Below are 12,077 nucleotides of genomic sequence, written 5' to 3'. Positions count from 1 at the left end.
GAACTGACAGATATTCAAGAATTCTTGAGAGAGAGAGTCGAGACGCCATGGCGGGACAAAAAATCCGCATCCGGCTGAAGTCGTATGACCACGAGGTCATCGACGTATCAGCACGGAAGATCGTTGAGACGGTGACGCGCGCAGGCGCTACGGTAGTTGGCCCAGTGCCCCTGCCGACGGAGAAGAACGTGTACTGCGTTATCCGCTCACCGCACAAATACAAGGACAGCCGCGAGCACTTTGAAATGCGTACTCACAAGCGTCTGATCGACATCATTGACCCCACGCCCAAGGCCGTTGATTCGCTGATGCGTCTCGACCTGCCTGCGGACGTGAACATCGAAATCAAGCTGTAAGGGAGAGCGGATCATAATGTCTACTTCACTTACGCGTCAGGTAAAGGGTCTTCTGGGCACCAAGCTCGGAATGACCCAGGTCTGGGACGAAAACAACCTGCTGGTACCGGTTACCGTCGTCCAGGCTGACTCCAACGTCATTACCCAGCTCCGCTCAGCGGACCAGGACGGCTACACAGCTGTCCAGATCGGCTTCGGCCAGATCGACCCTCGCAAGGTGACCAAGCCACTGGCCGGTCACTTCGAAAAGGCTGGCGTCACACCGCGCCGCCACGTAGTTGAGCTGCGTACCTCCGATGCTGACACCTACTCGCTGGGCCAGGAGCTCTCTGTTGAGATCTTCGAAGCCGGCCAGAAGGTCGACGTCATCGGCACCACCAAGGGCAAGGGCTTCGCAGGTGTCATGAAGCGTCACGGCTTCCACGGCGTCGGCGCATCCCACGGTGCCCACAAGAACCACCGCAAGCCCGGCTCTATCGGTGGCGCGTCCACCCCTAGCCGCGTCTTCAAGGGTATGAAAATGGCAGGCCGTATGGGTGCCGTTCGTCAGACCACTCTGAGCCTCACAGTTCACGCTGTGGATGTCGAGAAGTCGCTGCTGCTGATCAAGGGTGCCGTTCCCGGCGCCCGCGGCCAGGTCGTCCTCGTGCGTACCGCCGTGAAGGGAGCATGACCAATATGGTCACGAACTCAGTTGTCAACACCGTCAACGTCGATCTCCCAGCGGAGATCTTCGACACGCAGACCAACGTGCCCTTGCTGCACCAGGTTGTTGTAGCTCAGCTTGCTGCTGCCCGTCAGGGTACGCACAAGACGAAGACCCGCGCAGAGGTATCCGGCGCCGGCCGCAAGCCGTTCAAGCAGAAGGGAACAGGTCGCGCCCGTCAGGGTTCGATCCGCGCCCCTCACATGACCGGTGGCGGCGTCGTACACGGACCCACCCCACGCGATTACAGCCAGCGCACCCCCAAGAAGATGAAGGCTGCCGCTCTGCGCGGTGCCCTCTCTGATCGGGCACGCAACGGTCGTATCCACGTCCTCGAGTCCCTGGTATCCGGCGACAAGCCGTCCACCAAGGGTGCAATCGAAGCGCTTCGCAGCATCTCGGAGCGTCCAAACTTGCTCATCGTTATCGAGCGCGCCAACGATCTCACGGCTCTGTCCGTGCGGAACGTCCCGGAAGTACACGTCCTCTATGTTGACCAGCTCAACACCTATGACGTGCTGGTTTCCGACGACGTGATCTTCACGAAGGCCGCTTACGACACGTTCGTCGGGTCAGCTGACTCGACCGTAGATGCTGACGAGAGCACAACAGCTACGGAGGACGCCAAGTGAGCGCGACCATCTCCAAAGATCCCCGCGACGTCGTCCTTGCGCCGGTCGTTTCGGAAAAGAGCTATGGCCTGATCGACGAAGGTAAGTACACCTTCCTGGTCGACCCTCGCTCGAACAAGACAGAGATCAAGTTGGCCGTGGAGAAGATTTTCTCCGTCAAGGTCGATTCGATCAACACACTCAATCGTTCGGGTAAGCGCAAGCGCACCCGCTTCGGCTGGGGGCAGCGTAAGGGCACCAAGCGTGCCATCGTGACCCTCAAAGAAGGAACGATCGACATCTTCGGCGGTCCGCTCGGTTAGGGCGGAGACCACTTTAACGAGGAAATGACACATGGCTATTCGTAAATACAAGCCAACAACGCCTGGCCGTCGCGGTTCAAGCGTTGCTGACTTCGCAGAAATCACTCGGTCGACACCGGAGAAGTCCCTGGTGCGTCCCCTCCCTAAAAAGGGTGGACGTAACAACACCGGCAAGATCACGACCCGTCACAAGGGTGGTGGCCACAAGCGCCAGTACCGCCTGATTGACTTCCGTCGCCACGACAAGGACGGCGTTGACGCCCGCGTTGCTGAGATCGAATACGATCCCAACCGCACGGCTCGCATCGCGTTGCTCCACTACGTTGACGGCACCAAGCGCTACATCGTTGCACCTAACCGCCTGAAGCAGGGCGACATGGTGGAAGCCGGTTCCGGTGCTGACATCAAGCCAGGCAACAACCTGCCACTGCGTAACATCCCGGTTGGTACCGTGATTCACGCTGTGGAACTGCGTCCAGGCGGCGGGGCCAAGATGGCTCGCTCGGCCGGTGCGTCAGTACAGCTGGTTGCCAAAGAGGGCCGCTTCGCGCAGCTCCGTCTCCCATCCGGTGAAATCCGCAACGTGGATGTTCGCTGCCGGGCCACCATCGGTGAAGTTGGAAACGCAGAACAGTCCAACATCAACTGGGGCAAGGCCGGCCGCATGCGCTGGAAGGGCGTCCGCCCAACCGTTCGTGGCGTTGCCATGAACCCGGTTGATCACCCACATGGTGGTGGTGAAGGTAAGACCTCTGGTGGCCGTCACCCGGTGAACCCGAACGGTAAGGCCGAAGGCCGTACCCGCCGCAAAAACAAAGAGAGCGACTCACTGATTGTGCGTCGCCGTCGTTCCGGCAAGAACAAGCGATAGGAGCCTGGAGACATGCCACGCAGCCTGAAGAAAGGCCCCTTCGTCGATCAGCACCTTTTTGTGAAGGTAGCTCGTGAAAACGACAAGGGCACCAAGAACGTCATCAAGACGTGGTCCCGCCGCTCAATGATCATCCCCGACATGCTGGGGCACACGATCGCCGTGCACGACGGGCGCAAGCACATCCCGGTGTTTGTCACAGAGTCAATGGTCGGGCACAAGCTCGGCGAATTCGCTGCGACGCGGACCTTCCGCGGCCATGTAAAGGACGACCGCAAGGGCAAGCGCCGCTAGGCGCTGCTCGAGCGGCAGAAGACGAGAGAAGGAAAGCAATGGAAGCCAAGGCAGTTGCGCGTTTTTCGCGTGTCACGCCTATGAAGGCCCGGCGCGTCGTCAACCTGGTTCGTGGAAAGCAGACGAATGAGGCTCTGGCAATACTGAAGTTCGCCCCGCAGGCAGCTTCAGAGCCGGTATTCAAGGTAGTACAGTCGGCGGTCGCCAACGCCCGTGTCCTCGCGGACCGGGACGGCATCGCATTCGACGAAGATAACCTGTTCATCAGCGAGGCATTTGTTGATGAAGGCCCCACGATGAAGCGGTTCCGACCGCGCGCCCAGGGCCGTGCATTCCGCATTTTGAAGCGGACTAGCCACATCACAGTTGTAGTAGCCACCCCTGAGAAAGCGCAGGTCCGCTAGTGGGACAGAAAGTAAACCCGCATGGGTTCAGGCTCGGTATCACCACGGACCACCGTTCGCACTGGTTTGCCGACAGCAACAAGCCAGGTCAGCGGTACAAGGACTATGTCCGTGAGGACATCAAGATCCGTCAGCTCATGGCGACGGGCATGGATCGCGCCGGCATCGCCAAGGTAGAGATCGAGCGCACCCGTGACCGTGTTCGTGTGGATATCCACACTGCACGTCCCGGCATCGTTATCGGCCGCCGCGGCGCCGAAGCAGACCGCATTCGCGGCGAGCTGGAGAAACTGACCGGCAAGCAGGTTCAGCTGAACATCCTCGAGGTCAAGAACCCCGAGATGGAAGCTCAGCTTGTTGCCCAGGGCGTTGCTGAGCAGCTCTCCTCACGCGTGGCATTCCGCCGGGCGATGAAGAAGGCTATGCAGTCGGCACAGCGTGCAGGAGCGAAGGGCATCCGTGTCCAGTGTTCCGGCCGTCTGGGTGGCGCAGAAATGAGCCGTTCCGAGTTCTACCGTGAAGGCCGTGTGCCCCTGCACACCCTCCGCGCGAACATCGATTACGGCTTCTTCGAAGCCAAGACCACCTTCGGCCGTATCGGCGTGAAGGTCTGGATCTACAAGGGCGACATCACCGCCAAGGAGCTCGCAGCCCAGGCTGCAGCTGCACCGTCCCGCGGACGCGGCGGCGGAAGCGACCGTCCGAGCCGTGGCCCAGCTGGCGCTGACCGCGGCGGAGACCGCGGTGCAGACCGTCGTCGTCGTAACCCGGCCGGTTCCGCTCCTACCGAGGCGCAGGCAACTGCCGCACCGGCTGAAGCTGCAGCTCCGGCAGCAGCGGAAGGAGGACAGGCTTAAATGCTTATCCCTCGTCGAGTCAAGTTCCGTAAGCAGCACCACCCGGGTCGTTCCGGCGCTGCAACCGGTGGCACTGAGGTCAGCTTCGGTGAGTGGGGTATCCAGGCACTGAGCCCGGCTTACGTCACGAACCGTCAGATTGAAGCTGCACGTATTGCCATGACCCGCCACATCAAGCGTGGCGGCAAGGTCTGGATCAACATTTATCCCGACCGCCCACTGACCAAGAAGCCTGCTGAAACCCGTATGGGTTCCGGTAAGGGTTCCCCAGAATGGTGGGTATCCAACGTCAAGCCGGGTCGGGTTCTTTTCGAACTCTCCGGTGTATCAGAAGAGGTAGCCCGCGAAGCATTGCGCCTAGCAATCCACAAGCTGCCGTTGAAGGCACGCATTGTGCGTCGTGAAGGTGGTGAGTAGACATGGCTATAGGTTCAAAGGAACTGACATCCGAGCAGTTGGACGGCTTCGATCGTGATCGCCTGGTCGAAGAACTCCGCAAGGGTAAGGAAGAGTTGTTCAACCTTCGCTTCCAGTCCGCTACGGGTCAGTTGGAAAATCACGGGCGTTTGCGCTCAGTGAAGCGCGATATCGCACGCCTGTACACGGTGATGCGTGAGCGTGAGCTCGGCATTCGGCCTGACTATGTTGCTCCCGTTGAGGAAGCAAAGCCTGAAAAGGCCAAGAAGTCCAAGAAGGCCTCCACCAAAGACGCCCCGGATGCGGGCACGCCTGACGCAGGCACCGAGGCTTCTAAGGAGGACGCCAAGTGAGTGAACAGAAGAGTGAAGCAACGACGTCGGACGATCTGGCCCGCGGCTACCGTAAGACCCGTCGTGGCTACGTAGTCTCGGACAAGATGGAAAAGACCATCACGGTCCAGGTTGAGGACCGGGTGAAGCACGCACTGTACGGCAAGGTTCTTCGCCGCAGCACCAAGGTCAAGGTCCACGATGAAGAGAACACCGCCGGCATCGGCGATCACGTTCTCATCAGCGAGACCCGCCCGCTGTCCGCTACCAAGCGGTGGCGTCTGGTCGAGGTAATCGAGCGCGCCAAGTAGGCTCCCGCAAGGGAACCAGCTGTTACGACTGGGCCCCGGAGGTGATATCGCACTGCGATTTCACCTCCGGGGCACTTTCGCGATAAGATGAAAATCTTGTCTGTCCGGTGGGTTAGAGGTATGAGCTTCCACACCGGCGATTGAGACAAAAGCCCGATAATCTTGTTCAGCATTCTTTGCGCAGGCGTGTTCGCGCCCGCGCAGGCTGAGGACCAGTATTACGGGGCCAACCCATATCCGTTCCGCAAGGCTCGTATAGAGAACCAGCGCGACGACAGGAGTAATAAGTGATTCAGCAGGAGTCGCGACTTAAGGTCGCCGACAACACGGGTGCCAAGGAAATCTTGACAATCCGTGTTCTCGGTGGATCTGGACGTCGCTACGCAGGCATCGGCGACGTCATTGTCGCCACCGTCAAGGATGCAATTCCCGGCGGTAACGTAAAGAAGGGCGACGTCGTCAAGGCGGTTATCGTCCGCACCAAGAAGGAACGCCGCCGCGCGGATGGTTCCTACATCAAGTTTGACGAGAACGCTGCGGTGATCTTGAAGACAGACGGCGACCCACGCGGTACGCGTATCTTCGGTCCCGTCGGTCGCGAACTCCGCGACAAGCGCTTCATGAAGATCATCTCGCTAGCGCCGGAGGTGCTCTAATCCATGGGAGCGAATAAGACAGTGAAGTTCAAGATCAAGAAGGGTGACCTGGTACAGGTCATCAGCGGAGCCAAGCAGGAACGCGGCGGAGACCGCGGCAAGCAGGGCAAGGTTCTGAAGGTATTCCGGGAGAACAACCGGGTCCTCGTCGAGGGAATCAACCGCGTCACCCGCCACACCAAGGTTGGACAGTCGCAGCGCGGCTCGAAGACCGGCGGCATCGAGGTCATTGAAGCCCCCATCCACATCAGCAATGTTGCAGTGGTTGACCCCGAGACCAACAAGCCAACCCGCGTTGGCTACCGCATCGATACCGTCGAAAAAGACGGTAAAGAGCGTACGGTCCGGATTCGTGTCGCCAAGGCATCAGGGAAGGATCTCTAATGACTACCGAAGCCGTAGAGACAAAGATCTCCCCGCGCCTGAAGACGCGCTACGCCGCTGAAATCAAGTCCGGACTGCAGGAAGAATTCGGTTACACCAACGTCAACCAGGTTCCACGCCTGGTCAAGGTTGTTGTGAACATGGGTGTTGGAGATGCCGCCAAGGACTCCAAGCTCATTGATGGCGCTGTACGCGACATGACCCAGATCACCGGTCAGAAGCCTCAGGTCACCAAGGCCCGCAAATCCATTGCTCAGTTCAAGCTGCGCGAGGGAATGCCAATCGGCTGCCACGCAACTCTCCGTGGCGACCGGATGTGGGAATTCGTCGACCGTCTAGTGTCACTGGCACTGCCCCGTATCCGCGACTTCCGTGGCCTTAGCGGCCGCCAGTTCGACGGAAACGGCAACTACACCTTCGGACTCACGGAACAGTCAATGTTCCACGAGATCGACCAGGACAAGATCGACCGTGTACGTGGCATGGACATCACCGTTGTCACCACCGCAAAAACCGATGACGAAGGTCGCGCACTGCTCAAAGCGCTCGGCTTCCCGTTTAAATCCGAAGATTAATCTAACTACGTTCCAGGTCCGTACCGGGCAGGGCAGGGCGCAAGTCCAACACCCTAAACCGGGCCCCGGAAACCGTTACGAGGAAGGGCAAGAGCCCACATGACAATGACAGATCCTGTGGCAGACATGCTGACACGTCTGCGCAATGCAAACTCCGCATACCACGACACCGTGAGCATGCCATACAGCAAGCTCAAAGCTCGCGTCGCCGACATCCTCAAGGCTGAAGGCTACATCGCAGGCTGGAAGGAAGAGGAAGCGGAGGTTGGCAAGAAGCTGACCATCGACCTCAAGTTCGGTCCTGAGCGCCAGCGTTCAATCGCCGGCATCCGCCGCATCTCCAAGCCCGGACTCCGTGTTTACGCGAAGTCCACCAACCTGCCGCACGTGCTGGGTGGTCTTGGTATCGCAATCCTGTCCACGTCCTCCGGACTGCTGACAGACCGCCAGGCATCCAAGAAGGGCGTGGGTGGGGAAGTCCTCGCCTACGTCTGGTAGCCGGAACAGAGAAGGAGTAAACACATGTCACGTATTGGACGTCTCCCCATCTCCGTTCCCGCGGGTGTTGAGGTAAAAATCACCGGAAACGTGGTCTCCGTCAAGGGAGCCAAGGGCGAGCTGAGCCACACCGTGCCCAGCCCAATCCTGGTGGATCTCGACGAGAGCACACTGACCGTCACCCGGCCCAACGACGAGCGCGAATCGCGTTCGCTGCACGGCCTGACACGCACGCTGATCTCCAACATGATCACCGGTGTCACTGACGGATACAAGAAGAACCTGGAAATTGTTGGCACCGGTTACCGCGTGCAGGCTAAGGGTTCCGACCTGGAGTTCGCACTGGGCTTCAGCCACCCGGTCGCCGTCAAGGCACCGGAGGGCATCACTCTGACCGTTGAGGGACCTACCAAGGTTTCCGTCTCCGGCATCAGCAAGCAGCAGGTCGGCGAAGTCGCCGCAAACATCCGCAAGCTGCGGAAGCCGGACCCCTATAAGGGCAAGGGCGTGCGCTACGCAGGCGAAGTTGTTCGCCGTAAAGTCGGAAAGTCTGGTAAATAATCATGGCTATCAGCATTAATAAGAAGCGAAGCTCGAAGAGCAAGTCCGCCCAGCGTGGACGCCGCCACCTCCGTGTGCGTAAGCGCATCACCGGAACAGCGGTCCGCCCGCGTCTGGTAGTCAACCGGTCTGCACGTCACATGTTCGTTCAGGTTGTCGACGACGGTTTGGGTGTCACGGTTGCTTCGGCATCGACCCTCGAAGCCGATCTGCGTGCATTCGACGGCGACAAGACCGCCAAAGCTAAGCGCGTGGGCAACCTCGTAGCTGAGCGTGCCAAGGCCGCGGGAATCGAAGCAGTAGTCTTCGACCGCGGCGGCAACAAGTACCACGGCCGTATTGCCGCCATCGCTGATGGCGCCCGCGAAGGTGGGTTGGCACTGTGACCGAGGAAAACAATGCAAAGGAACCTGAATTGAGTACAGGTACTGAACAGCCTGCCGCTGCAGCTCCGGCTACAGAGGCACCCGCAACGGCAGCAGCCGACGACCGCAAGGGCGGTGCCCGCGGAGAACGTGGTGGCCGCAACAGCGGCGCCGGTGGCCGTGACGGCGGCCGTGGCGGTCGCGACGGCGGCCGTGGTGGCCGTGACGGGGGCCGTGGCGACGACAAAGACAAGTTTGTCGAGCGCGTGGTTGCCATCAACCGTGTGTCAAAGGTAGTCAAGGGTGGACGGCGTTTCAGCTTCACCGCCCTGGTTGTCGTTGGCGACGGTAACGGAATGGTCGGCGTCGGTTACGGCAAGGCCAAGGAAGTTCCGTCAGCTATCGCAAAGGGCGTTGAAGAGGCCAAGAAGTCCTTCTTCAAGGTCCCCCGCATCGGTGGTACGGTTCCTCACCTGGTTCAGGGCGAAGCGGCCGCAGGCGTAGTCCTGCTCCGCCCAGCCTCCCCAGGTACCGGCGTTATCGCCGGTGGCCCGGTGCGTGCTGTGCTGGAATGCGTCGGCATCCACGACGTTCTGTCCAAATCACTCGGTTCTTCGAACGCCATCAACATTGTTCACGCAACTGTTGACGCGCTGAAGCGGCTGGAAGAGCCTCAGGCAGTAGCGGCCCGTCGTGGGTTGCCGCTGGATCAGGTGGCTTCCTCGTCGATGCTGCGCGCAATGCAGGAACAAAAGGCAGGTGCGTAATGGCAACTCCCAAGCGCGTGTTAGTAAGCTCAGCGAAGCTTGAAATCACCCAAATCAAGTCCGTCATTGGCGGCAAGCAGAACCAGCGCGACACCCTGCGGTCCCTCGGCCTCAAGCGCATCGGGCACACAGTTGTCCGTACCGCTGATGCCGTTACCGTTGGCATGGTCAACACGGTTCCGCACCTCGTGAAGGTTGAGGAGGCCAACTAATGGCAGAGAAGAATGTGGCAGCAGCCACGGTCAATCCGGACAACGAGCGCGTTCACGCGCTCAAGGTCCACCACCTGCGTCCCGCCCCTGGAGCGAAGACCGCCAAGACCCGCGTGGGCCGTGGCGAAGGCTCCAAGGGTAAGACTGCAGGACGCGGTATGAAGGGAACCAAGGCCCGTTACCAGGTCAAGGCAGGCTTCGCAGGCGGACAGCTTCCCCTGCACATGCGCCTTCCTAAACTGCGTGGGTTCAAGAACCCATTCCGGGTCGAGTTCCAGGTTGTAAACCTGGACAAGATCTCGGAGCTCTACCCCAACGGTGGCGAGGTGTCGGTCGACAGCCTGGTCGCCAACGGTGCGGTTCGCAAGAACCAGCCCGTGAAGGTACTGGGCACCGGTGATATCACCGTCAAGGTCGATGTCACCGTGCACGCGTACTCGGCTAGCGCTGCAGAGAAGATCACTGCAGCCGGCGGTTCGGTCACCGGACTCTAATTCAGAGCCGCTGTGATCTACCCGATCTAGCAACTAGACTCTTGGTGGGCCGGAACATTCCGGCCCACCAAGAGTTTTTTTACGGCCAAGTAGGCTTACCTAGCCGCCCCCGGGTCCGACGCACCGGGTTTCAACCGTTAGACTCGGTTGTTGTGTATCTGTCCGCCATGGACACCAAGACCTTCAGGAGGACGCTTGCTTAGCGCTATTGGCCGGGCTTTCCGGACGCCAGACTTGCGGCGCAAGCTGTTGTTCACGCTTGGAATCATCACCATCTTCCGCCTGGGTGCCTTCATCCCCGCGCCCGGTGTTGACTACGGCAATGTTCAGCAGTGTTTGCAGCTCGGCAACACCGAGGGCGGTCTCTACGAGTTCGTGAACCTCTTCAGTGGTGGCGCTCTCCTGCAAGTGTCCATCTTCGCTCTGGGCATCATGCCCTACATCACGGCGAGCATCATCACCCAGCTCCTCCGCGTGGTCATCCCGCGGTTCCAGGAGCTGCATCAGGAAGGCGCGCAGGGGCAGTCAACGCTGACCCAGTACACGCGTTACCTGACCATCGCGTTGGCCTTGCTCAACGCGACCACGCTGGTTTCCCTGGCCCGATCGGGAGCCCTGCTGGGTGACTGTCCAGTGCCGATCATCCCGGATGACAGCATCATCACCATCCTGCTTTTGATCCTGACCCTTACTGCCGGCACCGGCCTGATCATGTGGATGGGTGAACTCATCACCGAGCGTGGAGTCGGCAACGGCATGTCACTGCTCATCTTCACCGCCATCGCTGCAGGCTTCCCAACCTCTCTGGGCGAGATCCTCCGCACCCAGGGCTGGACGGTGTTTGTGGCAGTGATCGCCATCGGTCTGGTGGTGGTTGCACTGGTGATCTTTGTTGAGCAGTCGCAGCGTCGAATCCCCGTGCAGTACGCCAAGCGGATGGTTGGTCGACGCACGCTCGGGGGAAGCAGTACCTACATCCCGATCAAGGTGAACATGGCCGGCGTCATCCCGGTGATCTTCGCGTCGTCGATGTTGTACCTGCCAAGCCTGATCGCACAGTTCAACACACCCACCGACGGCCAGACTCCGCCGCCGGAATGGGTCAACTTCATCACCACCTACCTCGCCAACGGCGACCACCCGCTGTACATGGCTCTCTACTTCGCCATGATCGTCTTCTTCACCTACTTCTACGTAGCAATCACGTTCAACCCGGACGAGGTTTCGGAGAACATGAAGAAATACGGTGGGTTCATTCCGGGTATCCGTGCGGGGCGGCCAACGGCCGAGTACCTGCAGTACGTGTTGTCCCGCATCACCCTCCCGGGCGCCCTTTACCTCGGCCTGGTAGCACTGATCCCGTTGATCGCGCTCGTGCTGATCAACGCAAACCAGAACTTCCCGTTCGGTGGTGTTTCAATCCTCATCATGGTGGGTGTTGGACTCGAAACGGTGAAGCAGATCGACGCCCAGCTTCAGCAGCGTCACTACGAAGGGTTGTTGCGATGACACGCATGCTCATAATTGGTCCTCCCGGATCCGGCAAAGGCACACAGGCTTCGCGGATCTCCGAGCGGCTAGGTGTCGTCGCGATTTCTACCGGAGACATATTCCGGGACAACGTGAAGCGCGAGACTCCACTTGGCCTGGAGGCCAAAAAGTACATGGACGCCGGAGACTTCGTACCAGACAGCGTCACCAACTCGATGGTGCGGGATCGTCTGAAGGAAGACGATGTCCGCGAGGGGTTCCTCCTCGACGGCTACCCGCGCACACCAGCGCAGGTGGTGGAACTGGATGACATCCTCAAGCAGAACGAGCTCACCCTCGACGCCGTTCTGCAGCTCACGGCCCCAGACGAGGAACTGATCCGTCGCCTGACCGGGCGCGCCGAGCTGGACGGCCGCAGCGATGACAACGAAACCGTCATCCGCCACCGGCTCGACCTGTACCACGAGCAGACCGAAGAGGTTGTCTCGCAGTACGAGGGGCGCGGCATCGTCAGGCGGGTCGACGGTATCGGAGCCATCGACGAAGTCACCGAACGAGTTGTCGGCGCCCTGAACGGCACCCGGTAGATTGA

The 12,077-nt window shown here is 60.0% G+C and carries 22 protein-coding genes; all 22 read left to right on the top strand.

What is annotated here, in order from left to right:
* Window positions 1-47: 47 nt before the first annotated feature.
* The 22 genes from rpsJ to ACX80T_RS07605 all read left to right on the top strand — a co-directional run bounded on the left by rpsJ (window position 48) and on the right by ACX80T_RS07605 (window position 12,072).
* Window positions 48-356, top strand: coding sequence for a 30S ribosomal protein S10 (gene rpsJ / locus ACX80T_RS07710; protein WP_003803825.1), 309 nt, complete (start codon window positions 48-50; stop codon window positions 354-356).
* A 16-nt stretch (window positions 357-372) separates the two neighbouring features.
* On the top strand, window positions 373-1,029 hold the full coding sequence (rplC, locus tag ACX80T_RS07705) for a 50S ribosomal protein L3 (protein ID WP_024475622.1): 657 nt from the start codon (window positions 373-375) through the stop codon (window positions 1,027-1,029).
* On the top strand, window positions 1,026-1,694 hold the full coding sequence (gene rplD / locus ACX80T_RS07700) for a 50S ribosomal protein L4 (protein ID WP_019481494.1): 669 nt from the start codon (window positions 1,026-1,028) through the stop codon (window positions 1,692-1,694). The genes rplC and rplD overlap by 4 nt, the downstream gene beginning before the upstream one ends.
* Window positions 1,691-1,996, top strand: a complete 306-nt coding sequence (gene rplW / locus ACX80T_RS07695) for a 50S ribosomal protein L23 (protein WP_019481495.1) — start codon at window positions 1,691-1,693, stop codon at window positions 1,994-1,996. The genes rplD and rplW overlap by 4 nt, the downstream gene beginning before the upstream one ends.
* 31 nt (window positions 1,997-2,027) lie before the next feature.
* On the top strand, window positions 2,028-2,867 hold the full coding sequence (gene rplB / locus ACX80T_RS07690; RefSeq protein ID WP_024475620.1) for a 50S ribosomal protein L2: 840 nt from the start codon (window positions 2,028-2,030) through the stop codon (window positions 2,865-2,867).
* 12 nt (window positions 2,868-2,879) lie between these two features.
* Entirely contained in the window at window positions 2,880-3,161 is a 282-nt protein-coding gene (rpsS, locus tag ACX80T_RS07685) for a 30S ribosomal protein S19 (protein WP_019481497.1), read from the top strand.
* A gap of 38 nt (window positions 3,162-3,199) precedes the next feature.
* Entirely contained in the window at window positions 3,200-3,565 is a 366-nt protein-coding gene (gene rplV, locus ACX80T_RS07680; protein WP_019481498.1) for a 50S ribosomal protein L22, read from the top strand.
* Complete coding sequence (gene rpsC, locus ACX80T_RS07675) at window positions 3,565-4,422, top strand: 30S ribosomal protein S3 (protein WP_019481499.1); 858 nt, start codon at window positions 3,565-3,567, stop codon at window positions 4,420-4,422. Before rplV ends, rpsC begins: the two co-directional genes overlap by 1 nt.
* Window positions 4,423-4,839, top strand: coding sequence for a 50S ribosomal protein L16 (rplP, locus tag ACX80T_RS07670; RefSeq protein ID WP_019481500.1), 417 nt, complete (start codon window positions 4,423-4,425; stop codon window positions 4,837-4,839). It begins immediately after the preceding gene.
* Window positions 4,840-4,841: 2 nt separating this feature from the next.
* Window positions 4,842-5,192 (top strand): 50S ribosomal protein L29, encoded by a 351-nt coding sequence (gene rpmC / locus ACX80T_RS07665; protein ID WP_019481501.1) that lies wholly within the window; start codon window positions 4,842-4,844, stop codon window positions 5,190-5,192.
* The gene (gene rpsQ / locus ACX80T_RS07660; protein ID WP_019481502.1) at window positions 5,189-5,482 is read left to right on the top strand and encodes a 30S ribosomal protein S17; all 294 of its coding nucleotides are present in this window, start codon (window positions 5,189-5,191) and stop codon (window positions 5,480-5,482) included. Before rpmC ends, rpsQ begins: the two co-directional genes overlap by 4 nt.
* Before the next feature lie 287 nt (window positions 5,483-5,769).
* Complete coding sequence (rplN, locus tag ACX80T_RS07655) at window positions 5,770-6,138, top strand: 50S ribosomal protein L14 (RefSeq protein ID WP_019481503.1); 369 nt, start codon at window positions 5,770-5,772, stop codon at window positions 6,136-6,138.
* Window positions 6,139-6,141: 3 nt separating this feature from the next.
* The gene (rplX, locus tag ACX80T_RS07650; RefSeq protein ID WP_019481504.1) at window positions 6,142-6,522 is read left to right on the top strand and encodes a 50S ribosomal protein L24; all 381 of its coding nucleotides are present in this window, start codon (window positions 6,142-6,144) and stop codon (window positions 6,520-6,522) included.
* Complete coding sequence (gene rplE / locus ACX80T_RS07645; RefSeq protein WP_019481505.1) at window positions 6,522-7,097, top strand: 50S ribosomal protein L5; 576 nt, start codon at window positions 6,522-6,524, stop codon at window positions 7,095-7,097. The genes rplX and rplE overlap by 1 nt, the downstream gene beginning before the upstream one ends.
* A gap of 99 nt (window positions 7,098-7,196) precedes the next feature.
* The gene (gene rpsH / locus ACX80T_RS07640) at window positions 7,197-7,595 is read left to right on the top strand and encodes a 30S ribosomal protein S8 (RefSeq protein ID WP_019481506.1); all 399 of its coding nucleotides are present in this window, start codon (window positions 7,197-7,199) and stop codon (window positions 7,593-7,595) included.
* Window positions 7,596-7,619: 24 nt separating this feature from the next.
* Window positions 7,620-8,156 (top strand): 50S ribosomal protein L6, encoded by a 537-nt coding sequence (gene rplF, locus ACX80T_RS07635; protein ID WP_019481507.1) that lies wholly within the window; start codon window positions 7,620-7,622, stop codon window positions 8,154-8,156.
* Window positions 8,157-8,158: 2 nt separating this feature from the next.
* Window positions 8,159-8,542, top strand: coding sequence for a 50S ribosomal protein L18 (gene rplR / locus ACX80T_RS07630; protein WP_019481508.1), 384 nt, complete (start codon window positions 8,159-8,161; stop codon window positions 8,540-8,542).
* Window positions 8,539-9,288, top strand: coding sequence for a 30S ribosomal protein S5 (gene rpsE, locus ACX80T_RS07625; RefSeq protein WP_019481509.1), 750 nt, complete (start codon window positions 8,539-8,541; stop codon window positions 9,286-9,288). Before rplR ends, rpsE begins: the two co-directional genes overlap by 4 nt.
* A complete protein-coding gene (gene rpmD / locus ACX80T_RS07620; protein WP_019481510.1) occupies window positions 9,288-9,500 on the top strand; it encodes a 50S ribosomal protein L30 in 213 nt (70 codons plus the stop codon). Before rpsE ends, rpmD begins: the two co-directional genes overlap by 1 nt.
* Complete coding sequence (gene rplO / locus ACX80T_RS07615) at window positions 9,500-9,994, top strand: 50S ribosomal protein L15 (protein WP_019481511.1); 495 nt, start codon at window positions 9,500-9,502, stop codon at window positions 9,992-9,994. The genes rpmD and rplO overlap by 1 nt, the downstream gene beginning before the upstream one ends.
* A gap of 195 nt (window positions 9,995-10,189) precedes the next feature.
* Window positions 10,190-11,503, top strand: coding sequence for a preprotein translocase subunit SecY (secY, locus tag ACX80T_RS07610; RefSeq protein ID WP_026040899.1), 1,314 nt, complete (start codon window positions 10,190-10,192; stop codon window positions 11,501-11,503).
* Complete coding sequence (locus ACX80T_RS07605; protein WP_019481513.1) at window positions 11,500-12,072, top strand: adenylate kinase; 573 nt, start codon at window positions 11,500-11,502, stop codon at window positions 12,070-12,072. The genes secY and ACX80T_RS07605 overlap by 4 nt, the downstream gene beginning before the upstream one ends.
* Window positions 12,073-12,077 lie beyond the last annotated feature (5 nt).

Source organism: Arthrobacter sp. Sr33, assembly GCF_054511195.1.
This window is presented reverse-complemented; position numbering and strand designations above follow the sequence as displayed.